This window comes from uncultured Methanobrevibacter sp., assembly GCF_902770715.1.
Taxonomy (GTDB): Archaea; Methanobacteriota; Methanobacteria; order Methanobacteriales; family Methanobacteriaceae; genus Methanocatella.
The window spans coordinates 17310-39640 of sequence record NZ_CACXTS010000017.1 but is presented as its reverse complement, the minus strand read 5'-3'; the positions used below and the strand labels follow the sequence as shown (position 1 = coordinate 39640).

Below are 22331 nucleotides of genomic sequence, written 5' to 3'. Positions count from 1 at the left end.
TGAAGCTGATGATGAAGGCCTAATCAATTATGCACGTGAGAACTTATCCAGATACAAGGTTCCAAAAAAAATATTTGCACTTGAAGAGCTTCCAAGAGTGAATGGCTGGAAATTGCTTAGAAGAGAACTAAGGGAAATGTTTAAAGTTTAAAAAAAAAGAAAAAAATGACTATGATTATTCAAAAATCATAGTTCCAATACCATTATCAGTAAAGATTTCCCAAAGCAATGTGTGTTTTTTACGCCCGTCAATAATGTGGCAGGATTTAACGCCATTTTCAATAGCTTTGACACAGGTTTCGATTTTAGGAATCATTCCACCAGAGATAATGCCGTCTTCAATCAAGCCCGGAACTTCTGAAATTCTTATTTTTTGAATTAAAGAGTTAGGGTCTGAAGGATCTCTTAAGACACCCGGCACATCAGTTAAGATGATTAATTTTTCAGCACCGATAGCACTTGCAACTTCACCTGCTGCAGTATCAGCATTTAGATTTAAGCTAGTTCCATCATCTGCAATACCTACAGGGGAAATTACAGGAATATAATCATTTTCTAAAAACATATCAAGCAAATCGGTATTGACATCGTCAACTTCACCGACAAGACCCAAATCAACAAGCTCTTCATTGACTTTATGCACTCCTTTTTTGTGGGCAAATATTAGACTTGAATCTTTTCCAGATAAACTTATTGCCTTACCACAATTCTTAATAAGTTCTGATACGATTTCTGTTGATATTTTACCGACCAATACCATTTCAATAATTTCCATGGTCTCTTCATCAGTCACCCTTAATCCTTTGACGAATTTAGATTCCTTACCTAATTTATCCATTGACCTTGAAATTTCAGGACCTCCACCATGTACAATGAGCGGTTTCATTCCAATATATTTAAGAAAAACAGTATCACGGGCTGTGGAAGCTTTTGCTTCATCATCCACCATCGCATGTCCACCATATTTAATTAAAATCTTTTTTTCATGAAACTTTTTAATATAGGGTAAAGCTTCAATTAATACATCTACATCTTTCATCTAATCACTACATTAAATATTAAATTTAATGGTTTATAAGTGTTTAAGTCAGAAATTAATTACAAAACAATTTATATAATCTTAAAATATAACCATTATTATGTCTGAGATGAGTGAACTTAAAGAATACTTGATAAATTTGGGAGCGAGCAAAGTTGGATTTGCAGACGTTAATGGTTTAGCTAAGGAATTTGTTGATTTGCCAAATGGAATTAGCCTTGTTTTAAAAATACCAAAAGAAACAATTCATTTAGTTGAAGAGGAAGAATATGAAAAATATTGGAAGTCCTTCCACAGACAAATCGGGACATTGACCAAGATTTCCCACAGGGGCGAAAGATACATTAAAAGTCTCGGATATGATGCGTTTGCACTTACCATGAAGCGCAACGAATGCGATATGGAAAAACTGCTGAGCATCCTTCCTTATAAAACAATCGCTACAAAGTCCGGGCTCGGCTGGATTGGGCGCTCCGCATTATTCGTAACGCCGGAATACGGATCTGCAGTTGCTTTAGGCGGAATTCTTACAGATATGCCATTGGAATTCGGAACACCCATAACCGACAGCGAATGTGATGACTGCACAAACTGTCAGGAAGCATGCCCCGTCGATGCAATAAACCCTCAAAAATGGAACGACAGATTAAATAGGGAGGACATTATCGACATCAAAGCCTGCAGCGAATATATAATCGGCCAGTATCAGGCAGGGCTTGGCTGTACAAAATGCATGAGCGAATGTAAGCTCACTCAGAAATATTTGGAAAACGAATAGTTAATCATAGCCCTCTGATTCCAGATAATCATCAATTTCGTAATTGTCTCCATATTCATAGTGGTCGTAATAAGCTCCGGGATCAGTTCTTGACAGAGTATATCTGTCCGGCACTACCGTATGATAATGGTCGCTAGGGCCTGATGAATAACTGCCGTAGCCATATTGGGTGGAACTATAAACCAAATCAAACCCCTCACGATTAAGGCCCAATATTTTATACATTAATTGAGACTCAGAATAAGAATTCTTGGCCGTACTTAACATCACACCATAAACAGAACCATGTTCGTATGAATATTCAACAAAGCATTTTCCTTCAACATCACCCGTTAAATAGCAGGATGCATACTGATTAACGGATTGGTTTGTGTCAACCCAATCGTATTTATCGCAATCCGCTTTCCAGATTATGAAATAATCCTGAATGCCCGATGTATCGACGTAAGTGATATTCTTTGCATTATAATATCTTAGTTCACCTTCATTTGTTGAAAATGAACCGTCAGGTATGTCCTTTTCATCTATTTTCAAGCAATACTTGATTGTGACATTTAAAAAATCATCCCCTCCAATTTTCTCAAAAACGACATCATTCAATAGATCCGCTTTAGGCGGAGCCAGAATACTGGAAATCCATGAAAAAAGACCGATTGCTAAAACAAGCAATACGACAACAAGAATGATTTTTTCTTTTGTTTGCATATTACAATATTTAAAGTATAATATGTATTAAATTTGTTGTTAAAAATAGGATATATCTAAATATTCTGCATTGCCATTTGCAAATGCTAAGATAATGCAATCTCCTAACCAAATATGATGAAATTAAAAGTTTTGTGTTCCTTTTCGGCATTTTTCAACAATTGCTGAAATTTCCTTTTCTCCAAAAATGCAAATGTTTTGCCATTTTTCATCGACTTAAACAATAAAATCAAAAAGTATCTGAACTTTAATACTTTGAATTCTCCTGGCCGGCTATTGCCGTATCATTCACATCACTGGCGCATACACCGGCAATGCTGATGAGAAAAACAGTAAGAATCAATATAAGCATGCTATTTTTGAACTTCATTTTCACCTAATCCTCAAAAATATTTTGATAAATAGATATCTTTCATACAAACAAACTTAAAAAATATCATTCACTATGATTAAAATTCTATAGAATAATATATAAAAAAATATCTATTTATTGAATGAAAAGAAGCTATAAATATGAATCATCTGAAAAATATTATAATTAGTTTTGAGGTATCAAAAATCACGGAACATTTCAAAATCAGACTTAAAAAAAAAGAAAAAAGGAGCCAAGAAAAACTCCTATAACCCGCATTTGAATTTGAATCTGTACTCTTGGTTAACAATTTCCATTCCTTCAAATGATCCGTCTAGGATATCTGCAACTTTCTGCAAGTCTTCTGCAGTAATTGCATTACCGTTTGCCAATGGTGAGAAAAATGTAATCACATCATCGGTTATGAGGTAGTTTAAAAGTTTGGTGTCTTCTTTTTGGTATTTTTCGACAATTTCTAAGATTTTTTCTTCAGTAGCTTTATCTAAGTTTGCCATGATATCACCTTTAATGTTAATTAATCTAAGAAATATATAAACTTTTTTACAAATTAACCGAAAAAGCATTCTGATAAAATTAAAAACATCCTGAAAATTAGTGGATTACCTGAAATAATCCTGTCTGAAATCAGTTTCTAAAAAGGTAAACTCCCGTTAAAAAACACCAAATAATCAGAGTGTAAACGGACAGTCTTTCAAAAACGGGCATGTAGCTGCTTTTCATATTGAAAAACATTATCCAAAAGGCAATTAAGCCAATGATGCCTAAAGCCAATGCTGTTTTTTGATAGCTTTCAAATTCACCCATTGACCTTGAAATTAAAACAAGAAGAATATTTCCTCCCAAAATTGCCATCATGGCGCCGAGCATATGATATCCAAGTGTAAAGGGATTTCCCCCATGTATGAGGCCAACGATGATGACTCCAATTCCGGTAATTAATGTGAATATATAAATGACAATATTATTTTTGATTATGAAATCCTTAAACTTATAAAAACTGCAGAAAATAAGTGTCAATCCGATTAAAATAAAAGCGGAATTCATTAAAAAAGACAAAGGAGAATTGGCATTTGGAATTCCAAGTTCGGAAATGGTGTGGAAGATATAAGTATTTGCAAGTGAAGCATTGAAAAAAGTTGCGGAAATAGCTTCAGCTAGAACATAGTACAAACTACCTATTAAAAAGACAATCCCTGCAACTTTAGACTTCATTTAAATTCCGTATTTTTTATCAAAGTATTTCTGCCTTATGTCAAAATTGAGCTCTTCAATATCTGCACCGTCAATAGCCCTTTGCAATAGCTTAAAGCAGGTCTTTTTAGGTACAGTAGCATGTTTAATATGAGACTTGTTCCAAATTCTGTCAAATCTTTTCTTTAAACTGCCCATTTTCAATTTTTCTATGACTCTTCTTATATTGGTGATGTTTGCATCATCAATAACGTTATAGGTTGCATAGGTTTGAGCATCCATGACAATCGGATTCAAGCCTAAAATGTATCTTTGCAGATCATAGTCAAGGAATGATTCATAATCACCATTATAAGCATAAACATGCGCTTTGGCGGTTAATGCATCAATAAATACCAAAAATTGATTTGCAACTAATGATCTTGATAAAATCTCATCACAGAAATTTAATGCAGTTTCAACCATGCCCAATGAAGAAGATTCGACATATGTTTCATAATCAGTGAATCTGAATGCTACAAGAGAAAACATGTATAAATCTATCCATTGATTCTCTTTCAGGAATTCATGTGCTTTTGCAGTTAATTGTAAATTGCCATATGTCTTTTCTTTATCAACAGCCACATTTAAATTGCGAGCGTCATGCGCTTCTTTTAAAACAGGCAAAACCCTTTCAACCAATTCTTGTTTTTTACCTGAAACTTTTAATCCATTTTCTCTTAAAATATCTTTAAGTTCAGAAACAATGTATTTTTTAGATATGTACTCGGCAGTTATTTCCACATTAGCACTTACTTGAACATCACCTTCAAGATATCCTTCATCAACCAAATAGTTTATACAATCTTCAGCTGACGGGAAAGTTCCAAATTCCCCTTCTTTTAAGACATATTCAAGTTCATTACCACGGTCTAAAAAATTTAAAACATTAAAAACTTCTAATTTTTGTTCACTCACTTAAACACCTTTTATGTTTTTACTACATTTCTATATTTTATTATATCTTTTTTAGTTAATTTAATATTTTGCTAAATGGGTGGTCTAAAATTGCATCCTTAATTTTTAAAATCAAAATCAAATTTAAAAAAATAAGATTAGGGATTGCATGCCTCATCGGCCGCACCCATAACAACGATGATTTCATCAGAGAGATTTATCTCGGAAATCCTTTTTGAAGATTGATATTTAGCATTATAATAAGCTTGTGCATAATTCATAGTGACAAAAGTCACATCCTTAAAATCAATGATGAACTCTTCAGCAGGTAATTTATTTAAAATATCAATTAATTCAACCGCAATCTCGCTTGATTCCAAGTGTGTACCGAATTCAGCACCAACATTAATCATCATAATTAACACCTACACTAATATTTAAAATTCATAATTAATATAATTCATCATATGAAAACCTGTCCTAAATGTGAAAGAAAATTAAAAAAAGTATTTCACGGAGAACCTACCGACGAACTTGCCATTGATTCTATGAACGGCGAAATAATCATAGGCAACTGTTGTGACTCAACTTACAATTATTACTGTGAGTACTGTGATGAATTCTTCCGATGAAATTATTTGTTTAGAATAAAATGCCCAATCACCATTCCAAATCTGTGACCTTTTTAGGATGTTCATTCACGACAATGCTTTCGATTTGGCCGTTTTTGATTCTTATCACCTTATCAGCGGCTTCGGCAAGTATCGCATTGTGAGTTACAATTATGACAGTAGTATTTTGATCATTGCTCATGTCCTGAAGCAACTTTAAAATCATCACCCCTGTTTTTGAATCTAATGCTCCTGTTGGCTCATCACATAAAAGCATTGTTGGTTTTTTAGCAACAGCCCTTGCAATCGATACCCTTTGCTGTTCACCGCCGGACAACTGTGCTGGGAATTGATTTTCATGGTCGTTCAATCCGACAGATCCTAAAACATCAAGTCCGTCAATGTCAACATCAACGATATCCCCCATCAATTCAATGTTTTCCAGTGCGGTCAAATTTGGAATCAGGTTGTAGAACTGGAATATGAACCCGACATTCTTTGCACGGTATTCAGTTAGTTGATTGTCATCGAAACATTCCACATTTTGATTGTTGACAATTATTTGACCTGATGTTACTGAGTCAAGACCGCCCAGAAGGTTTAAAAGAGTTGATTTGCCCGCTCCGGATGGTCCAAGGATTACGACAAATTCTCCCTTATCAATTGTGAAGTTAACATCATCCATAGCCCTTAAGATATGGTCGCCAGACTGATATTCTTTTACCACATTTTTAAATTCGATAATAGTGTCCATCGATTTAATTTCTTAAATTAATTTTACTTATATTTTTATCTGATGTTGCAGCCGGCATTGAAAAAAAAGAGGAATATCAAAGAGCCAACTAACAACTCCCATTTTTGTTTTTCAAAAACTACAATCCCAATATGTCCCTATCGGGATTTGAATGCTTGAACAGATTAATCTTGACATCCCTTTTCCATGTGAACTTTAGAAGGCCCGCATGAACCAGCTTTAAATCCTCATCTGAAAAACCATCCAAATAATAGATTTTGCCCCTATGGCCCACATTCATCAGAAATCTGATCATATGCCTATATACCATAACTGAATGCGGCTTGTACACTACAATATCATCGGTGATGTATTCAATTAAATCTTCCAATTCGAAGACATCCGGAGTGATTACCTCAACATTGCAGTTTGGAAATTTTTCAGAAATGATTGTCTCATAATCCACAATATCACCAATTAATAATATTGCGATGATTCCTATTAAAGCTGATGATGGGAATCAATATTGCAAAATTACCTTAATACTTTAAAATTGATTTAACATCATAAAATTGCTTTAAAAAATAACTTACTAATTTATTAATCTTCAAATTAAATATAAGCAACACAAATTAAAATTTGTAAAGGTTAAACCATGAAAGAACAAGATTTTAAAATTAGGACAAAAATTATCAAAGAAACGTTTAATGATTCCAGAGAGATAAAGTGTCTCACACCCGAAAAAGACAGAAAACTGGATGACAACATTTATCCAGGAGGGGACATTTTTACAACAGAAAATGGCGAATTGATTGATTTGGAATTTCAAATACATGATTTTACAGAATCAGAACTTGTCAAATATATTGAATTTGCAGAAGCATTATACGAAAAACATCAAAAACAAGTATCCATCTATCTAATCTGCCCGGACACAGTTAATGTTCTTGTCAGAGAATGTGAAATAAAATCCGAAGCGGAATTTACAATCAAATTAGCCTGCGTTCAAGAAAATCCTGCGCATATAATACTCAAAGGAATAAAGAATAAAATAAAAAGCGGAGAATGCCTTGACGGCGATGATTTGCATGCACTTTCAATGCTTCCCATGATATGTAAAAAAGATGAAAGGAATTATTTCAGAAAAGAGTATATCCGAATAATAAACAGCCTGCAATACTGATTATTTTTTCCATATTAGAATTGTCTTGCCGAAATTAGAGATGTAATCCTTGTCAAACGCTTCCTTCAAATCATTCAAGGAGTGTATTTCACAGGTGTTGGTAACTAGCTTTTCCAGATATTCAAAAAGCTTAGGGTTTTGTTTGAGTGTTTCCACAACTCCGACAAAATCCTCTCTCTCGGACCGGCTGTTTCCTTGGATAGTCAATCCTTTTTCCAAAACCATACGTGTATTAATAGGAATCGGATATTCGCTAACGCCAAAGAGGTTAATTATTCCTTGCGGATTAATAAGATTAATGATTTGTTCGATTGCTGACTGTGATGCACTTGAACCAACACATTCAAAGGCATGATCAATGACCAAATCAGCAGGCACATTATGTATCTGATAAATTCCATCGGCAAATGAGAATAGGTTTAAGTTATCCAAATGCTTTCCGAAAATGTAAACCTTGGAATCCGGGAATTTTTCCTTTAAAAGAAGTGCAGTGATGAATCCCAAGTTTCCATCTCCCCAAACGCCCAATGCATCCTTAGGAGTTATTGCAAGTTCATCAAATTTGGATATTCCCTGATAAGCCACTGAAATCAATTCTATGAATGCTGCGACATGAGGATTGAAGTCTTCAGGGATTTTAACAACCCTATCAGATTCCAATTTGATTAAATCAGAAGTGAATCCATCGAACCCGCTTCCACGGAATTTTGAATTGTAAGAATAATTGGCTCTGCAGACGTCCTCTCCAAAGGGAGTGTTTGGAATCATTACAACCTGGTCACCTGATTTGAAATTGCCATCACTGTCATATACGACTTCGCCGATTCCCTCATGAATCAGTGCCATAGGAAGCTTTTTCTCTAAAACTTCGGCAGGACGGGACCCCTGGTAGTACCTTTGGTCGGCCTGGCAGATTGAAAGATAGGTCGGCCTGACAATGACGCCGTCAAGTTCAATTTCATCAATTGACTCTTCAAAGAATTTGGGAGATTTTAATCTATAAACAATATTAATCATGAATATCCTCAAGTATTGTATTTGCTAGTTTTAAGTCATAAGGGTATGTAATCTTAATATTTGTCACTTCACCATCGACCAGATGTACATCTTCATCCTTAAGTGTGAAGATTTTGCATGCATCTGTAAGTATATTGGATTCTTCTTCTGTTAAACTGGTAATTAAGTTAAAAAGTTTATTTACATTGAAGCTCTGTGGAGTTTGGCCTTGGTAATAATAATCCCTCACAGGGATGCTTTCGATGGTCTCACCATTGATGCTTTCAACGATGGTATCTGTAGCCGGAACTACAGTATCACATGCCCCGTACTTTCTTGCAGCCTGAATATTATCTTCAATAATCCTGTGTGTGACAAAAGGCCTGACTGAATCATGCGTAATAATTATTGACTCGTCATCGATTCCGAAATTCTCTTTAATGTATTCAATACTATTCATAAGAGTGTCGTTTCTGGTTTCACCGCCTTCAATGACAATGACGTCATTTGCATTCGGAATATGCTTCTCAATTAAGTGAATTGTATGATTGATAAAATTTTCAGGTGTCAGAACAATAATCTTATCGATTTTTTCATTGATTACAAATTTTTCAATAGTGTGAACAATAACAGGCTTGTCGCCTAAAGTTAAGAACTGTTTAGGAATGTCGGTACCGCCCATTCTTGATCCAATTCCTCCCGCTAAAATTGCTGCGAAAATCATATACAATCACTCCTTAATTCAAAATATATAAGTTAAATATTACTTTTGGTTCATCCGGTGAGCATTTCATTTCCCTTGGCAGACAAATATACCATCCAACTGGATTGAAATCAGCTATGGCAAATTTACCGCCACTGTGATGTTCTCCAATAACATCATCAATATCACCTTAAATCCATCTAATAATATTTTATTAAAGATAGTATTTAATAATTTTCAAGAAAAAAATGATTACGGCATCTTCATTCAACTTTTGAAAAGTAATCTTAACATATAAATAATTAAAGAAATATAAAATATATGGGTTACTTAAATTTACCCCAATTACAAATTGATGATAACTAGGAGTTATAAAAAATGAGATGTGTTGGTACTGTTGTACGTGGAATAAGAACACCGATTATTAAAGAAAATGATGATTTGGCAACTATAGTTGTAGATTCACTTATGGCTGCAAAAGAAAGTGAAGGATTTGAATTCAAAGACAAAGATGTCGTTGCAATCACCGAAGCTGTCGTAGGTATTTCTGAAGGAAATTATGTAACCGTGGACGATGTTGCTCAAGATATACAAAACAAATTTCCATCCAAAGACATTGGAGTGGTAGACCCTATTTTAAGCAGAAACAGATTCTCCATTATCCTGAAAGGTATTGCAAGAGGAATGGATAAGATTACATTATTAACATCATTCCCTGCAGATGAAGTTGGAAACGGAATCATGGATGAAGAAATCTTAGAAAAAAGCGATTACCACCTTGGAAGCGTGATCAGCGAAAAAGAATACAACAAAACCTTCGGCTCATGGAAACACCCTTTCACTGGAATAAACATGATTGATTTTTACAGAGAACTGATTGAAAGCGAAGACTGTGAAGTTGAATTCGTCTTCTCCAACGATGTAAAAACAATTCTCAGATATACCGAAGAGGTTTTAACTTGTGATATCCATACAAGAGAAAAAACTACAAAATTGCTTAAATCCTACGGGGCTAACGTATACGGCCTACATCAAATATTAACTGAACCTATCGGAGATTCAGGTTGCAATCCTGACTACGGATTACTTGGTTCCAACAAAGCAACAGAAGAAAAATTAAAATTATTCCCAAAAACAGGAGACACATTAGTAAATGAAGTACAAAAAAGATTAATCGACCTCACCGGCAAACAGATTGAAGTAATGGTTTACGGTGACGGAGCATTCAAAGACCCTGTTGGAAAAATCTGGGAATTGGCAGACCCTGTTGTTTCACCAGCACATACAAGCGGATTGGTTGGATATCCAAATGAAATCAAATTAAAATATGTTTCCGACAACAAGTTCGCTGATTTAAAAGGCGATGAATTGAAAGAAGCTATCAAAGAAGAAATTAGAGAAAAGGATGCTGACTTAACTGGACAAATGATTACCGAAGGAACAACACCAAGAGTGCTCACCGATTTAATCGGATCATTATGTGACTTGACAAGCGGTTCCGGAGATAAAGGAACACCTGTCGTATTCATCCAAGGATACTTCGATAATTTAGCAAACGACTAAATTTATCGAAACCTTTACTTTTTTTATTTTTAGATTTTACAAAAAAAATTGGGAATTAATCCCAAATTAAACCAGAAACTTACTCTTTTTGGAATACTATGAAATAGTGAGACTTTCCTTCAGGAATATCTTCACCGATTTCCTCATTCAAATATGTCATTTTTAAACCATGATTATTGAAGATTTCTTCCAATTCACTCGGAGAACTTCTGAATGCTGTTGGAGGCCCTTTAGGAACTTCCCATGCCTTGTAATCCATGATTGCAATTTTGCCATCTTTCTTGATGATTCTTGCAAATTCATCAATAGCTTCATCCATTGTTCTGGATGCCTTAAATCCATGGAATACATTGACCATTAAAACGACATCAATTGATTCATCCTTAACACCAGGAATTCCCTTGGTAACGTCAGCTTCAATGTTGATCAAATTTTCAATGTTATTTTCCTTTTTATAGGTTTCCATATCTTCAATTGATGCATCATAAACATCCACCGCATAAACAGTGCCGTCAGGAAGATATTCTTCAACAACTTTTATAGCAATATGGCCATCACCACAACCCAGATCCATAAAAGTTTCATCACCATTAAGCTTTAATTCTGAGATAATTTCATCTGAATCTAAGAAATGAACACTAGAAAATCCATGAGCCCTATGACCGTTCATATTATCACCTAGATAATAATCTCTAAAAAATAGTATTTAATGGTTTTCAATATGATGACGGTTTCATAACATTTAAAAATAGCTTAAAATAATAAAAAAAAGATTTAAGAGGATTATTTTTTCCAAGTTTGTTTTACTCCTCTTCCTCTTTTACTACCAGGTTTAGTATAACTTCTTTTTTGTCTGGTTCTTCTGTTAGTTCCTTTAACTTTTGCCATATTTTCCCCTCCTTCAAATTGATAATAAAAATAATTAGAATTAAATCTATAACAAAAAAATATTTGTTTTTAATATATTTAAAGGTTTTCTTTAAGTGGTGTATTCAGCATTAATTTTAACATAATCATAGGTTAAATCACAGCCCCATGCAGTTGCCTCACCATCACCCAAATGCATATCAATATTTACAATAACATTTTTAGATTGCATTATCTTTTCAGCCCTTTCAAGGTTAGGGGTGTTTTCAAATGCTAAAATTTCACCATCCTTAACTAAATCCACTTCATCCAAATCACTGGCAATGGCTATTGTCACAATATCCGGATTTAAATCACAGCCTGAGTATCCTATTGCGGATACGATTCTTCCCCAATTAGGGTCACCGCCAAATACTGCTGATTTGAATAAGCTTGAAGAAATAATTGATTTTGCCGCAAGCCTTGCATCTTCCAAATCTTTTGCACCGCAAACATTAGCTTCAATGAATTTGGTTGCTCCTTCACCATCACGAGCCATTTTCTTAGCCAAATCAATGCAGAGGTAATTTAAGCCTTCCTGGAAGTTTGGGTCCAATTTGCCATCTTCCACGACATTAACGCCTGAAGATCCGTTAGCCATCATCAGGCATGTGTCGTTGGTACTTTCATCACCATCAACAACAATCATGTTAAAACTAATGTCAGCTGCTTTTTTTAATGCTTTATTGATTTCATCGGATGGGATTTCCGCATCAGTTACGATGAATGAAAGCATAGTGCCCATATTTGGAGCAATCATTCCACTTCCTTTAGTAATTCCTGCAATTTTAACAGTTTCGCCATTTGTTAATGTAACTTCAACAGCACATTCTTTTGGAAATGTATCTGTTGTCATTATTGCTTTTGCAGCAGCAAGAGAGTTTTCTGCATTATTTCCTAATTTGGAAATGGATTCATAGGCAACTTTGGAAATAATGTCTATCGGCATTTCACGACCGATAACTCCTGTTGATGAAATTGCAATTTCATCCTTAGGTATATCCAAATCTTTAGACACCAATTCAACTAAGGTTTCACAGTCCTTAATACCTTTCTCTCCGGTAAAACAGTTTGCATTACCGCTGTTTACAAAAACCGCAGAGATAATTCCCTTTTTAAGCGCATTCTTTGTATATTTAACTGGTGCCGCAACAACCTTATTTGAAGTGAAAACAGCTGATGCAGTACTATTCGGTGAAACGATTATGCTTACACCATATTTGCCTTCACGTGCGCCAGATACTTTTAGATTTTCAATAACTGAAAATCCACCATCTAAATCTTTAATAAAATCCATAAAAATCACCAAAAATAAATTAATATGAGGGTTCTGTTGTAACATTAAGTTCTGTTAATGTCTGATTGCTATTATAATCCACATCATCTACTGATGCATCATAATATACAGGTTCTGTTTCATTTAAATTGGTTGTCATCTCTTCTGTGACATTTATCCAATGAGGCCCATCATCTTGAGAACCGCTATCCAAATTCCAGAATATTCCCAATCCTGCACCAACAACAAAAGCAAGTAATGCTAAAACCATAAGAATAATTGTAATCTTGCTAGTTTTTGGTCCTCTTACATTATTGCCATAATTATTGGAATGCCTAATGCGATTATTCCTATTCCTTTTTATTAGCTGCCTTTTATTATTTTTTTTATGAGCATCTCTTGGGGAAACCAAAACCCTTTTATCATCTTTTTTCCGTCTCATATTATTTCTCTTTTCTAATCTATCAAGCTATAAATGCATATAATAAAGCCAATAAAACGCCAACGAAACTGAACATTCCCAGTCCTAAAATTGACATTAGATATGCGAAAATAAACACGAATGCGAATACTCCAATTAATTTTGCCTTTTCATTTTCAACCAAATTAATCAGAGTCCTTGTAAATTCTGATGGAATATTATAGGCATACAATCCATTTGCCAATTCAAATACCACCAATGACAATGGGGATGTTGACTTCAAACTATCAACAAGCTGTGCTCTTTCGCCCGCTTCTCTCCTACTTCTTCCAACACCTGCTCTGATTTTAGCACCATTATGAAGTGCAAACCATGCCGCATCAAGACCTGCGCGTATTGCCAAATCCTTTGATGGGAACCTTGCAATAAAGTCATCTCCGCCTTCACGATAACCTTCCAATTCTCCATCACATTCACTTTCAATGAAATTTTTAATGCCGTTCATCAATTCCACAAGCTGAGTTCTTCCATTTTTATCAATGAACTTAGTGGAGTCGATTAAATCAATGAACAGGTAATTTTCCAAGTCGATAGGTTTTGATTCCTTAAGTAAAAATGGAGAATCAAAGACCAATGCATATTCACCGCCAAGCTTTGTAAAAGCTATTCCTGGGAAACTGCCTACATTCTGAGTATAATGAATTGCCCTTTCAATTGAAGCGGCACCAGTCATTCCCACAGCAGAGATTACTTGAACACCTTCAGTTAAACCTATGCCAATCAGTTCAATAGCTACGCGAATAGCATCATTTTTACTTAGCATTTTAGCGATTAACTCTGTAGCTGTTTTTTCAACAACTTCCCCTTTTTCATTTTCGATGATTTTTACAAAAATATCGATTAAACGGGAAGGGTGAGGCAGTTCAATGTAGAAATAACGGTCACTGCCCATGATAATATTGCTTACTAATGCATATTCCTCAATCTTATTTTCGGCAGGAGTTAATTCATAAAAATTATAATCTGTCGGGATATTTTCAGCTCCAACATCCCTAATAAGATTCTGTAAAATTGTATCTGAATTAATTTCAGCTTTTTCAAGCTCAAAAAGAATTGTCTGAGTGGAATTGAATAACTCAACATATTCCGTTTCAAGAGAGTTGGTTGGGAAAAACTTAGTCCCAACAGCAATTGGATTTAATTTAGTAGTTAACCTAATAAACGACTTGGTCAAACTATTAGTCATCTAAGCCTCCTCCCTTTTCCAATTCAATTTCAAAATCACCCGGCTTTTCTAATAGCATGTCAGGTTTTACTGAAACGAAAGGAAACTTCCAAGACCCAAGTCTTCCAGCAATTGTACTTGCAATATTTCTGGAATTTCTTTTAATGAAAACTTCATCATGAGTACTTACGCGAATTAAAATGTTGTATGGAGCATATTCGCTTACTTCATCCGCCAACATGATATTCAATTCAAATGTACCCGGTTTAGTGAATAAGTCATTACGAACTGCAATTAAAGGTTTTTTCTCAAGGCCTAATCTGTCTGCAATGGTTACAGAGATATTGCCTGCATTTTTAACTGCAACTTTATAATCTTTAGGATGCACCAATACAAAAATAACATATGGAGCAGCTATTTCAACATCATCAACCATTTCTACAATTTTATTGAACATTGGTATTTTGGCAAAGATGTTTTCAAGTTTGGACTCGGCATTATTTTCATTATCAATGCGAATAATCGCTTGCTTTGCAATATTTAATGGTGAAATCTCCAGACCTTCCTTACCTGTGTATATTTCCCATTTCTTGAAGTTTAATTCTTTTATGATATCATCACAGATGTGCTGAAGAATATTCTTATCCTTTTTAGGCTGTTTCGGTTTTCCAAAAGTAAGCCTGTTATCCTTAATCACAAACGGAATCCTCATTGAAGCAATGTTTGTAAATTCAGCAGCATAATCCCTGAATTTATCATTGGACAAGATTCTTGCCCTTTCGCGTGTAGCGATATCTAAAATAAAATGATCTGCATCGTTACCTGCTGGAACTTCCTCTACATTTTCACTTTCCAGCAATCTTAAGAATTTTTCCTTATCATCAATATCATGACGAAGTGATGCATCGGCAATAATTACAAATTCATCTTCACTCTCTTCTAATGCTTTAACTGCAGCAAGAATATTTGACATTTGGGGTTGTCCCCTTTCGTTTTTAACATTATAAGCCACATTAGAAGCATCTACGACCACTTTCATAATAATCACCTATAAAAATAATAATAATCAATCAATTCAGTATAATATATTTTTGTATTCTATTATTTAAATTTAATTTATAATGAATTTCTTGGATATTTTCCGAATAAAAATTTTTCTCCATCTACATAATTCAAGAAGATTTCTATTTCATCATCTGAAATATTATAAACATTATAAGAGTTCTTAATTTTCCCCCTAAGTTTTGTGGAACAAAGAGATCCTGCATTAACCACAACTGTATCATTTATTTTCCAGATGTTTGGAACATGCTTGTGTCCTGATAAAATCAGGTCAACTTCATGTGTTGTTAATGTTTTTAAAATATCTCCCGCATCAGATAAGACATTCCTTTCACGACCTGTTTGTGGAATGGAGATAACATGATGATGCAGCGCAACAACGGAGAAGTTCTCATTGATGACACATTCGTCCAACTGGTGTTCCAGCCACATATGCTGAGGATTTCCAATATGGCCTCTGTTCTCATCAGGTGAACTGCTGTCCAATCCGATTACTGTAAGATTATCCCCTACAGTCAATTTCCAGCTTTTCTCACCAATCAGCTCTTCGAAGGTCTGGTAACCTAAATTACGGGCATCATGGTTTCCTGGAACGGCAAACAATGGGGCTTCAAACATTCCCAAATATTTTTTTGCCTGCTCGAACTCAACATAATATCCATTATTGGTTATATCACCAGTCAAAACGATCATGTCGGGCTTTAAGTGGTTGATTTCACTTACCGCTTGCATGAAAACTTCTTCATCAAAATCAGATTTGGAACAGTGCAAATCTGAAATGTGTGCAATAACAGTCATTTTATCTATTGATTTAATTTCATTATAGCTTCTGCAAGGTCGCCGCTGCATTCCTCAAGAGCTGCTCTTGCTTCTTCCTCGGAAACATTAGCGCTGTTAGCTACCATTTCAACGTCTTCATCAGGAATTTCAACTTCATATTCAAGCTCCACTTCACGAGCCTTACCTTCAATTTGGTAAGTTTCCTGACCCATTACATTCATCAAACTTACGTTAGGATTATCAATAACTAATTCCTTTTCATCAAAACGGATAATGACTTCACGGACACCTTCAAGCTCTTCCATTTTCATGCCCATCTTTTTCATTTGCCTTTCCATTTGTTTCATTTGTTTCTTGTTCATACCAGGTATCATAATATAATCCTCAATAAAATTAACTATTTATAAATATATTATTAATTATTATTAAAATTTGCTTAACTTAAAAAAATAAGAAGAATGGATTTAATTTTCAAATCCATAGATTTCAGTTTCAAAGGTTTTTGCAACATCCTTGAGAACTTCGGGAATATTGATTTGCTGAGGACATTCCTCAAGACATACTTCACATTCTATGCAGTCAGAAGCTATTCCGACATCAGGAAGCTTTGAATAATTCAGATAAGCGTTACCGTGCTGTGTCCAGTCATCCTTTTCAAGCATCTTATGCTTATTGTACAAGTCAAAAAGCCTGGCAATGTCTATGTCTTCAGAACATGTGTCAACACAGTATCTGCATTTGGTGCAGTCAACAGTAATGTTGCTGTTGATTATTTCTGAAACTTCCTCAAGAATCTTATATTCATCATCATTTAGTGGATCTGCATCTTTTATTTCCTGAATATTGTTTTCAAGCTGTTCAAGGGTGCTTGCACCTGTCAAGACAACACATACATCATCAAGGTTGGCTACAAATCTCATTGCCCATGAAACGACTGACCTGTCGGGATTGTATTCCTTCATGATTTTTTCAGCTTCTTCGGGCACATCGGCCAAGAATCCTCCCTTATACGGTTCCATGATCATTACTTTTTTATTATATTTTCTTGCAACTTCCAAACATTTCCTGGATTCGATATTTTCATCTTCCCAGTCAAGATAATTTATTTGAAGCAGGACGAATTCAAGTTCTGGATGTTCAAATAAAATCTCCTCTAAGAATTCCGCATTCCCGTGAGTGGATATTCCAATATGCTTAATATATCCTTCTTCTTTTTTCTTTTGGATAAATGAATACAAATCAACGTTTTTCCAAGCGGTTTCAGTAAATCCGCTTACATTGTGAAGCATGTAATAGTCAAAATAGTCAACACCGCAATTTTGGAGCTGTTGGGCGAAAATCGGTTCCAATTGTGATTCTTCTGTAATTACGAACAACGGCAATTTTGTTGCAATCTTATATGAATCTCTAGGATATCTTTCAACGACACATTTCTTAAATGCATCTTCACCTACGCCTTCATGATAGACAAATGCAGTGTCAAAATGGTTGAAACCTGCATCCATATATGCATCCACCATCTGATTAACCTGTTCATAATCAATGTTTGTAAAATCGTTTTCATCCAAAAGCGGAAGTCTCATCAATCCCATTCCTAACTTAGCCATAATAATTCCCTCTTCATACTCATTTCGAACCAATAACACATTAACGTATGGAATATTACTATCATGTGGATTGTTATACGCGAGCAATATTGGCATAGATAAAAATTTGTTAATCTTTCAATTTCCTTAGAAATATATATAACTTAAACATTTAATAATTATTTCTATGACTATTGAACGATGCAGTTGGGCTGGAGATGATGAAATCTACATCAGATATCATGATGAGGAATGGGGAGTTCCAACCCATGAGGATAAGGAATTATTTGAAATGCTTGTTTTGGAATCATTCCAGGCAGGACTGTCCTGGATCACCATCCTTAAGAAAAGGGAAAACTTCAGAAAAGCATTTGATGGCTTTGATGTTGAAAAAGTGGCCGGATACAGTGAAGATAAAGTCGAAGAGCTGCGCCAGAATGAAGGAATTATCCGCCACAGGGGAAAGATTTCATCAGCCATAAACAATGCACAAATCTTCATTGAGATACAGAAGGAGTTCGGAAGCTTTGATGAATACATCTGGGGATTTACTGACGGTGAAATCATAAAGGCCGAATTCAAAACAGAATCAGAACTGTCCAAAAACATTTCCAAAGACCTGAAAAAGAGAGGAATGAAATTTGTCGGGCCTACAATAATCTATTCTTATCTTGAATCAATTGGAATTATTGACAACCATCAGGAAAACTGCTTTAAATTTTAACATTGACAATGTGAAAACTACTTTTGAAGCCTAAATTACTTGTGAGATATATATCCCTAGCTAAAAACTAAATCAGAAATCAAAAACATCGATGTTAATGTAAGATACATTCAATAAAACTAAACGTCAAAGACAAAAACAGTAAAAATATTAATTGAAAATTAAAGTATCTTGCAGGAAATAATCAAGCTACTCTTCCAACAGTATAATGTTTTTAGGGTCAATTTTCAAATAATCCGGAATCACAAACTCATGGTCATGAATCTGCTTATCCATCTTCCACCACAAACCATTGGCCAAAGTTATTTCCCATTCGAAAGGCATTTCCAACAATGTTGAATTGACCGTATCAAAGGCATTTACATCATCTTTTTCAGCAGGAGAAAAATCATGCGCCCTTATTCCAATATGAGTAATATTCGGTGCAATCTTTTCAGATACTTCAAATATAACTCCCCAATCCAAAGACTTGATATGATAATCATCAATTATTTCAACTTTAGAAATATTTTTACAACCGGTAAGCCTTGCAACCTGGACCTTTCTAGGGTTCTCGAATACTTCGTGAGTATCCCCTTTTGCTATAATCTTGCCTTCATCCAATACTATAAGTTCATCACAAAACTGAAATGCTTCATCCCTGTTATGAGTAACTAAAATAGAAAATCCATCGAAATCTTTTAGCGAATTAACAAGTTCAATACGCAATTGTTCCTTTAGGAAGGTATCCATAGCGCTGAATGGTTCATCAAGCAGTATGACATCAGGATTATAAGCTAAAATACGGGCTAAAGCTACCCTTTGCTGTTGGCCTCCGGACAATTGCCTTGGATATCTTTTTTCCAAACCTTCCAAATGAAAACGCTTAATCATTTCAGATACAGTTTTTTCATCATGTCCTTTAGATAACCCAACAGCAATGTTTTCCTCAACTGTCATGTTGGGAAACAAAGCATAATTCTGAAATAAGTAACCGACATTTCTTTTTTGAGGCTTTAAATTAATTTTTTTGTTAGAATCAAAATACACATGTTCTTCATCTGTAGTTAAACTTACAACACCCTTATCGGGATCAACTATTCCTGCAATGGATTTCAGTGTCATACTTTTACCGCAACCGGAAGGACCAAGAATACCCAAATGTCTTTTTTTCAATTCAAAATTAACATCCAAATCAAATTCCTTGAGTTCCTTTTGGATATTTACCTTTAACAATTTATCACTCATATTCCTTCCTCGTAAACATATATTAAATTATTTCCATTGCTTTTCCTTACGTATGGTAACATAATCCATGATGAAAATAACAAAAAATGCAATGACTACAATGACTAAAACATAATTAAAAGCTTCTCCCATATTACCTGCAGCCACTTCAGAATAAACTGCCATAGGGAGTGTTCTGGTTTGTCCTGCAATATTACCTGCAAGCATTGCTGTAGCACCGAATTCACCTAAACCCCTTGCATAAGCAAGAATTCCGCCACTGATAATTCCAGGTAATGCATTTGCAAATAAAACTTTCCAGAAAATTTTCCACTCGGACATTCCTAATGTACGGCCTGCATCTAATAGGTTGGAATCAACCTGTTCAAATGCTCCGCGAGCGGAACGATACATCAAAGGAAAAGACATGACAACTGCAGCAATGACAGTTGCTGGCCATGAAAAAGCAATTTTAATAGCAAAAAAATCTATAAAAAAACTACCTATAGGTCCTCTAACACCAAAAACATACAATAAAAAGAAACCCACTACAGTAGGAGGTAATACAAGAGGCAATGTAAAAATACCGTCAAGTACAATTTTCACTGAATCATTTTTAGTCTTAACAATACCCCAAGCAACAATCAAACCTATGAAAAAGGTTATGAAAATTGATAAACTTGCGGTTTTCATTGAGATAAAAATAGGGGACCAATCTGTCATGTCCGTATCACCTTAAAATAAAATAAATTATTCACATGAATAATCAATGCTAAATATATTATTTTTTTTAACATATTTAATTATTCACATGAACAAACACAAAATCAAAATCTATTCGTGTAGGGTAAAACCATATTCTACAAATACATCTTTAGCTTCTTGAGATTGTAAGAAGTCTATGAAAGCATTTGTAGCGTCTGAATCGGTTGAGTTTTTAAGTGCAGCAATAGGATAGATAACTGGAGTATCTAAAGCATCTTCAGGAGCTTCGCAAATCACTTTAACGTCATCAGTGGAATTAGCATCGGTAGCATATACAATACCACATTCAGCAGATCCTTGAGCTACTTGGTTTAATACTGCGGTTACATCAGTACCTAAAGATAATTTGGATTCAACATCGTCCCAAATACCAGTGTTGTTCAATACTTGTTGAGCGTATTGTCCAGCAGGTACGGATTCAGGGTCACCAATAGCAATGTTGCCTTCAACATCTTTTAAATCTTCGAATGAAGATATGGTTGAATTGGAATCAGCAGGTACAATTAAAACAACTTTGTTTTCTAAGAATTGAAGATTGGTTTTATTATCAATAATTCCTTCTTCAACTAAAGCGTCCATTTGTTTATTAGCAGCAGACATGAATACATCTGTTTCTAAACCGTTTTCAATTTGAGTTTGTAAATCCCCACTTGAAGCATAGGTTGGAGTAACTTTTACACCAGGATATTTTTGTTCAAACATAGGAATTAAATCATTGTCAAAAGCATTTTTTAAACTTGCTGCAGCAGCTAAATGAACTTCTTGTCCATCTAAACTAGTATCAGTAGCGTTGCCTCCCATAAAGTCAAACCAACCTGCGGAACATGAACCAATACTGACAATAGCTGCAAGAGCTATAATAGCAATTAATAATATTTTCTTAGAGTCCATATTTTTCCTCCTTTTTTAAAATAACTTAACAAAATACACTATCCGATATCAAATACGAATAATCAAAGATTAATAGAAATGCACTGATGAACAATTTTGTATTCAATCATTCACTCACAATCTTAAATTAACATTTAATTATCGTTAATAGCAATACTATTTATATAACACTTGACATATAAAGATTTTCATATCGGATTGGAAAACATGAAGAAAAATCTTATTTCGACTTTTTATCATAATTTTAATTACACATACTCCATTTATGCCCAAATATTCTAATTTTTATTATACTACAATTATACTCATTAAAATGTATTTTAGAATATTTTTAAATCATTACTAAATATTTAAAGAATAAAATAGCGTTTTAATATTTATGAAATAGGAGTATATTAAAACTTCTTATTGAACTGCAAATAAAAAATAAATTTGCATATGTTTCATATTTCAATCCTAATAACTTTTTAATTATAGAATCTAATTAAACTTAAATATACTTAATCAAAAAAGATTAAAACCAAAATATATTAGGAATTTCCAATAAACATGTTGTGAAATGCTAAAAATAAATGCATGTCGATTTAAAAAAAATCATTAAAAATTCGTATTTTTTAAAATAAAGGTAAAATATTCAAAAAGTCGAATTTAATATTATTTCATATCATTTAATAAAAC

General features: G+C 34.2%; 27 protein-coding genes. 5 read left to right on the top strand and 22 right to left on the bottom strand.

The features are described from left to right. Positions 1 to 175 precede the first annotated feature (175 nt). On the bottom strand, positions 176 to 1039 hold the full coding sequence (gene argB, locus QZU81_RS06385; protein ID WP_292850097.1) for an acetylglutamate kinase: 864 nt from the start codon (positions 1037 to 1039) through the stop codon (positions 176 to 178). Between the two features lie 100 nt (positions 1040 to 1139). On the opposite strand from argB, the gene QZU81_RS06380 reads away from it, so the two are divergent. Continuing rightward, a complete protein-coding gene (locus QZU81_RS06380) occupies positions 1140 to 1817 on the top strand; it encodes a reductive dehalogenase domain-containing protein (protein WP_292850100.1) in 678 nt (225 codons plus the stop codon). Here the strand turns inward: QZU81_RS06380 and QZU81_RS06375 are convergent, their stop codons facing one another. The 6 genes from QZU81_RS06375 to QZU81_RS06350 all read right to left on the bottom strand — a co-directional run bounded on the left by QZU81_RS06375 (position 1818) and on the right by QZU81_RS06350 (position 5438). Then, the gene (locus QZU81_RS06375) at positions 1818 to 2522 is read right to left on the bottom strand and encodes a hypothetical protein (protein ID WP_292850103.1); all 705 of its coding nucleotides are present in this window, start codon (positions 2520 to 2522) and stop codon (positions 1818 to 1820) included. Between the two features lie 247 nt (positions 2523 to 2769). Then, positions 2770 to 2892, bottom strand: coding sequence for a hypothetical protein (locus tag QZU81_RS06370; protein ID WP_292850106.1), 123 nt, complete (start codon positions 2890 to 2892; stop codon positions 2770 to 2772). A gap of 248 nt (positions 2893 to 3140) precedes the next feature. Then, positions 3141 to 3389: a hypothetical protein gene (locus tag QZU81_RS06365; RefSeq protein WP_295590476.1), complete on the bottom strand. Its 249-nt coding sequence runs from the start codon at positions 3387 to 3389 to the stop codon at positions 3141 to 3143. Positions 3390 to 3519: 130 nt separating this feature from the next. Further along, positions 3520 to 4107, bottom strand: coding sequence for a DUF998 domain-containing protein (locus tag QZU81_RS06360; protein ID WP_292826614.1), 588 nt, complete (start codon positions 4105 to 4107; stop codon positions 3520 to 3522). After that, the gene (locus tag QZU81_RS06355; protein ID WP_295590471.1) at positions 4108 to 5043 is read right to left on the bottom strand and encodes an SAP domain-containing protein; all 936 of its coding nucleotides are present in this window, start codon (positions 5041 to 5043) and stop codon (positions 4108 to 4110) included. A 137-nt stretch (positions 5044 to 5180) separates the two neighbouring features. Then, complete coding sequence (locus tag QZU81_RS06350; protein ID WP_292826608.1) at positions 5181 to 5438, bottom strand: hypothetical protein; 258 nt, start codon at positions 5436 to 5438, stop codon at positions 5181 to 5183. 51 nt (positions 5439 to 5489) lie between these two features. On the opposite strand from QZU81_RS06350, the gene QZU81_RS06345 reads away from it, so the two are divergent. After that, positions 5490 to 5654 carry a hypothetical protein gene (locus tag QZU81_RS06345; protein WP_292826605.1) on the top strand — a complete coding sequence of 55 codons (165 nt, stop codon included), beginning with the start codon at positions 5490 to 5492 and terminating at the stop codon, positions 5652 to 5654. Positions 5655 to 5682: 28 nt separating this feature from the next. Here the strand turns inward: QZU81_RS06345 and QZU81_RS06340 are convergent, their stop codons facing one another. Both QZU81_RS06340 and QZU81_RS06335 read right to left on the bottom strand, forming a co-directional pair. Further along, on the bottom strand, positions 5683 to 6387 hold the full coding sequence (locus tag QZU81_RS06340; protein ID WP_295590467.1) for an ABC transporter ATP-binding protein: 705 nt from the start codon (positions 6385 to 6387) through the stop codon (positions 5683 to 5685). A gap of 118 nt (positions 6388 to 6505) precedes the next feature. Beyond that, positions 6506 to 6832, bottom strand: a complete 327-nt coding sequence (locus QZU81_RS06335; protein ID WP_295590465.1) for a hypothetical protein — start codon at positions 6830 to 6832, stop codon at positions 6506 to 6508. A 189-nt stretch (positions 6833 to 7021) separates the two neighbouring features. Here QZU81_RS06335 and QZU81_RS06330 point away from each other — a divergent pair, with 189 nt between their 5' ends. After that, on the top strand, positions 7022 to 7549 hold the full coding sequence (locus tag QZU81_RS06330; protein ID WP_295590463.1) for a hypothetical protein: 528 nt from the start codon (positions 7022 to 7024) through the stop codon (positions 7547 to 7549). On the opposite strand, the gene QZU81_RS06325 is transcribed toward QZU81_RS06330, so the two are convergent. Both QZU81_RS06325 and QZU81_RS06320 read right to left on the bottom strand, forming a co-directional pair. Next, positions 7550 to 8566, bottom strand: a complete 1017-nt coding sequence (locus tag QZU81_RS06325) for an alcohol dehydrogenase catalytic domain-containing protein (RefSeq protein WP_295590460.1) — start codon at positions 8564 to 8566, stop codon at positions 7550 to 7552. After that, complete coding sequence (locus QZU81_RS06320; protein WP_292850118.1) at positions 8559 to 9269, bottom strand: 2-C-methyl-D-erythritol 4-phosphate cytidylyltransferase; 711 nt, start codon at positions 9267 to 9269, stop codon at positions 8559 to 8561. Before QZU81_RS06320 ends, QZU81_RS06325 begins: the two co-directional genes overlap by 8 nt. Before the next feature lie 357 nt (positions 9270 to 9626). Here QZU81_RS06320 and QZU81_RS06315 point away from each other — a divergent pair, with 357 nt between their 5' ends. Next, complete coding sequence (locus tag QZU81_RS06315; RefSeq protein WP_295590458.1) at positions 9627 to 10811, top strand: coenzyme F420-0:L-glutamate ligase; 1185 nt, start codon at positions 9627 to 9629, stop codon at positions 10809 to 10811. Positions 10812 to 10890: 79 nt separating this feature from the next. Here QZU81_RS06315 and QZU81_RS06310 read toward each other — a convergent pair whose 3' ends face one another. The 8 genes from QZU81_RS06310 to QZU81_RS06275 all read right to left on the bottom strand — a co-directional run bounded on the left by QZU81_RS06310 (position 10891) and on the right by QZU81_RS06275 (position 18088). Further along, positions 10891 to 11481 (bottom strand): class I SAM-dependent methyltransferase, encoded by a 591-nt coding sequence (locus QZU81_RS06310; RefSeq protein WP_295590456.1) that lies wholly within the window; start codon positions 11479 to 11481, stop codon positions 10891 to 10893. A 309-nt stretch (positions 11482 to 11790) separates the two neighbouring features. Beyond that, positions 11791 to 13014 carry a bifunctional ornithine acetyltransferase/N-acetylglutamate synthase gene (argJ, locus tag QZU81_RS06305; protein WP_295590453.1) on the bottom strand — a complete coding sequence of 408 codons (1224 nt, stop codon included), beginning with the start codon at positions 13012 to 13014 and terminating at the stop codon, positions 11791 to 11793. Positions 13015 to 13033: 19 nt separating this feature from the next. Then, on the bottom strand, positions 13034 to 13435 hold the full coding sequence (locus QZU81_RS06300) for a hypothetical protein (RefSeq protein WP_295590450.1): 402 nt from the start codon (positions 13433 to 13435) through the stop codon (positions 13034 to 13036). 22 nt (positions 13436 to 13457) lie between these two features. After that, positions 13458 to 14660, bottom strand: coding sequence for a hypothetical protein (locus QZU81_RS06295; RefSeq protein WP_295590447.1), 1203 nt, complete (start codon positions 14658 to 14660; stop codon positions 13458 to 13460). After that, complete coding sequence (locus tag QZU81_RS06290) at positions 14653 to 15678, bottom strand: Zc3h12a-like ribonuclease (RefSeq protein WP_292826573.1); 1026 nt, start codon at positions 15676 to 15678, stop codon at positions 14653 to 14655. Before QZU81_RS06290 ends, QZU81_RS06295 begins: the two co-directional genes overlap by 8 nt. Before the next feature lie 77 nt (positions 15679 to 15755). After that, on the bottom strand, positions 15756 to 16499 hold the full coding sequence (locus QZU81_RS06285) for a metallophosphoesterase family protein (protein WP_342764266.1): 744 nt from the start codon (positions 16497 to 16499) through the stop codon (positions 15756 to 15758). A 5-nt stretch (positions 16500 to 16504) separates the two neighbouring features. After that, positions 16505 to 16855 carry a nascent polypeptide-associated complex protein gene (locus QZU81_RS06280; RefSeq protein ID WP_292826567.1) on the bottom strand — a complete coding sequence of 117 codons (351 nt, stop codon included), beginning with the start codon at positions 16853 to 16855 and terminating at the stop codon, positions 16505 to 16507. A gap of 90 nt (positions 16856 to 16945) precedes the next feature. Next, a complete protein-coding gene (locus QZU81_RS06275; RefSeq protein ID WP_295590439.1) occupies positions 16946 to 18088 on the bottom strand; it encodes an aldo/keto reductase in 1143 nt (380 codons plus the stop codon). 166 nt (positions 18089 to 18254) lie between these two features. On the opposite strand from QZU81_RS06275, the gene QZU81_RS06270 reads away from it, so the two are divergent. Next, complete coding sequence (locus tag QZU81_RS06270; protein WP_295590438.1) at positions 18255 to 18791, top strand: DNA-3-methyladenine glycosylase I; 537 nt, start codon at positions 18255 to 18257, stop codon at positions 18789 to 18791. A 189-nt stretch (positions 18792 to 18980) separates the two neighbouring features. On the opposite strand, the gene QZU81_RS06265 is transcribed toward QZU81_RS06270, so the two are convergent. The 3 genes from QZU81_RS06265 to modA form a co-directional block, all read right to left on the bottom strand. Then, entirely contained in the window at positions 18981 to 20018 is a 1038-nt protein-coding gene (locus QZU81_RS06265) for a sulfate/molybdate ABC transporter ATP-binding protein (RefSeq protein WP_295590436.1), read from the bottom strand. 27 nt (positions 20019 to 20045) lie between these two features. Continuing rightward, positions 20046 to 20720, bottom strand: a complete 675-nt coding sequence (gene modB / locus QZU81_RS06260; protein ID WP_295590434.1) for a molybdate ABC transporter permease subunit — start codon at positions 20718 to 20720, stop codon at positions 20046 to 20048. Positions 20721 to 20831: 111 nt separating this feature from the next. Next, positions 20832 to 21653, bottom strand: coding sequence for a molybdate ABC transporter substrate-binding protein (gene modA / locus QZU81_RS06255; protein ID WP_295590431.1), 822 nt, complete (start codon positions 21651 to 21653; stop codon positions 20832 to 20834). Positions 21654 to 22331 lie beyond the last annotated feature (678 nt).

Excerpts from the sequence above, each read along its gene's own strand:
- argB (WP_292850097.1), bottom strand. The coding sequence starts at position 1,039 with ATGAAAGATGTAGATGTATTAATTGAAGCTTTACCCTATATTAAAAAG.
- QZU81_RS06380 (WP_292850100.1), top strand. The coding sequence starts at position 1,140 with ATGTCTGAGATGAGTGAACTTAAAGAATACTTGATAAATTTGGGAGCG.
- QZU81_RS06375 (WP_292850103.1), bottom strand. The coding sequence starts at position 2,522 with ATGCAAACAAAAGAAAAAATCATTCTTGTTGTCGTATTGCTTGTTTTA.
- QZU81_RS06370 (WP_292850106.1), bottom strand. The coding sequence starts at position 2,892 with ATGAAGTTCAAAAATAGCATGCTTATATTGATTCTTACTGTTTTTCTC.
- QZU81_RS06365 (WP_295590476.1), bottom strand. The coding sequence starts at position 3,389 with ATGGCAAACTTAGATAAAGCTACTGAAGAAAAAATCTTAGAAATTGTC.
- QZU81_RS06360 (WP_292826614.1), bottom strand. The coding sequence starts at position 4,107 with ATGAAGTCTAAAGTTGCAGGGATTGTCTTTTTAATAGGTAGTTTGTAC.
- QZU81_RS06350 (WP_292826608.1), bottom strand. The coding sequence starts at position 5,438 with ATGATGATTAATGTTGGTGCTGAATTCGGTACACACTTGGAATCAAGC.
- QZU81_RS06345 (WP_292826605.1), top strand. The coding sequence starts at position 5,490 with ATGAAAACCTGTCCTAAATGTGAAAGAAAATTAAAAAAAGTATTTCAC.
- QZU81_RS06340 (WP_295590467.1), bottom strand. The coding sequence starts at position 6,387 with ATGGACACTATTATCGAATTTAAAAATGTGGTAAAAGAATATCAGTCT.
- QZU81_RS06330 (WP_295590463.1), top strand. The coding sequence starts at position 7,022 with ATGAAAGAACAAGATTTTAAAATTAGGACAAAAATTATCAAAGAAACG.
- QZU81_RS06325 (WP_295590460.1), bottom strand. The coding sequence starts at position 8,566 with ATGATTAATATTGTTTATAGATTAAAATCTCCCAAATTCTTTGAAGAG.
- QZU81_RS06320 (WP_292850118.1), bottom strand. The coding sequence starts at position 9,269 with ATGATTTTCGCAGCAATTTTAGCGGGAGGAATTGGATCAAGAATGGGC.
- QZU81_RS06315 (WP_295590458.1), top strand. The coding sequence starts at position 9,627 with ATGAGATGTGTTGGTACTGTTGTACGTGGAATAAGAACACCGATTATT.
- QZU81_RS06310 (WP_295590456.1), bottom strand. The coding sequence starts at position 11,481 with ATGAACGGTCATAGGGCTCATGGATTTTCTAGTGTTCATTTCTTAGAT.
- argJ (WP_295590453.1), bottom strand. The coding sequence starts at position 13,014 with ATGGATTTTATTAAAGATTTAGATGGTGGATTTTCAGTTATTGAAAAT.
- QZU81_RS06300 (WP_295590450.1), bottom strand. The coding sequence starts at position 13,435 with ATGAGACGGAAAAAAGATGATAAAAGGGTTTTGGTTTCCCCAAGAGAT.
- QZU81_RS06295 (WP_295590447.1), bottom strand. The coding sequence starts at position 14,660 with ATGACTAATAGTTTGACCAAGTCGTTTATTAGGTTAACTACTAAATTA.
- QZU81_RS06290 (WP_292826573.1), bottom strand. The coding sequence starts at position 15,678 with ATGAAAGTGGTCGTAGATGCTTCTAATGTGGCTTATAATGTTAAAAAC.
- QZU81_RS06285 (WP_342764266.1), bottom strand. The coding sequence starts at position 16,499 with ATGACTGTTATTGCACACATTTCAGATTTGCACTGTTCCAAATCTGAT.
- QZU81_RS06280 (WP_292826567.1), bottom strand. The coding sequence starts at position 16,855 with ATGATACCTGGTATGAACAAGAAACAAATGAAACAAATGGAAAGGCAA.
- QZU81_RS06275 (WP_295590439.1), bottom strand. The coding sequence starts at position 18,088 with ATGGCTAAGTTAGGAATGGGATTGATGAGACTTCCGCTTTTGGATGAA.
- QZU81_RS06270 (WP_295590438.1), top strand. The coding sequence starts at position 18,255 with ATGACTATTGAACGATGCAGTTGGGCTGGAGATGATGAAATCTACATC.
- QZU81_RS06265 (WP_295590436.1), bottom strand. The coding sequence starts at position 20,018 with ATGAGTGATAAATTGTTAAAGGTAAATATCCAAAAGGAACTCAAGGAA.
- modB (WP_295590434.1), bottom strand. The coding sequence starts at position 20,720 with ATGACAGATTGGTCCCCTATTTTTATCTCAATGAAAACCGCAAGTTTA.
- modA (WP_295590431.1), bottom strand. The coding sequence starts at position 21,653 with ATGGACTCTAAGAAAATATTATTAATTGCTATTATAGCTCTTGCAGCT.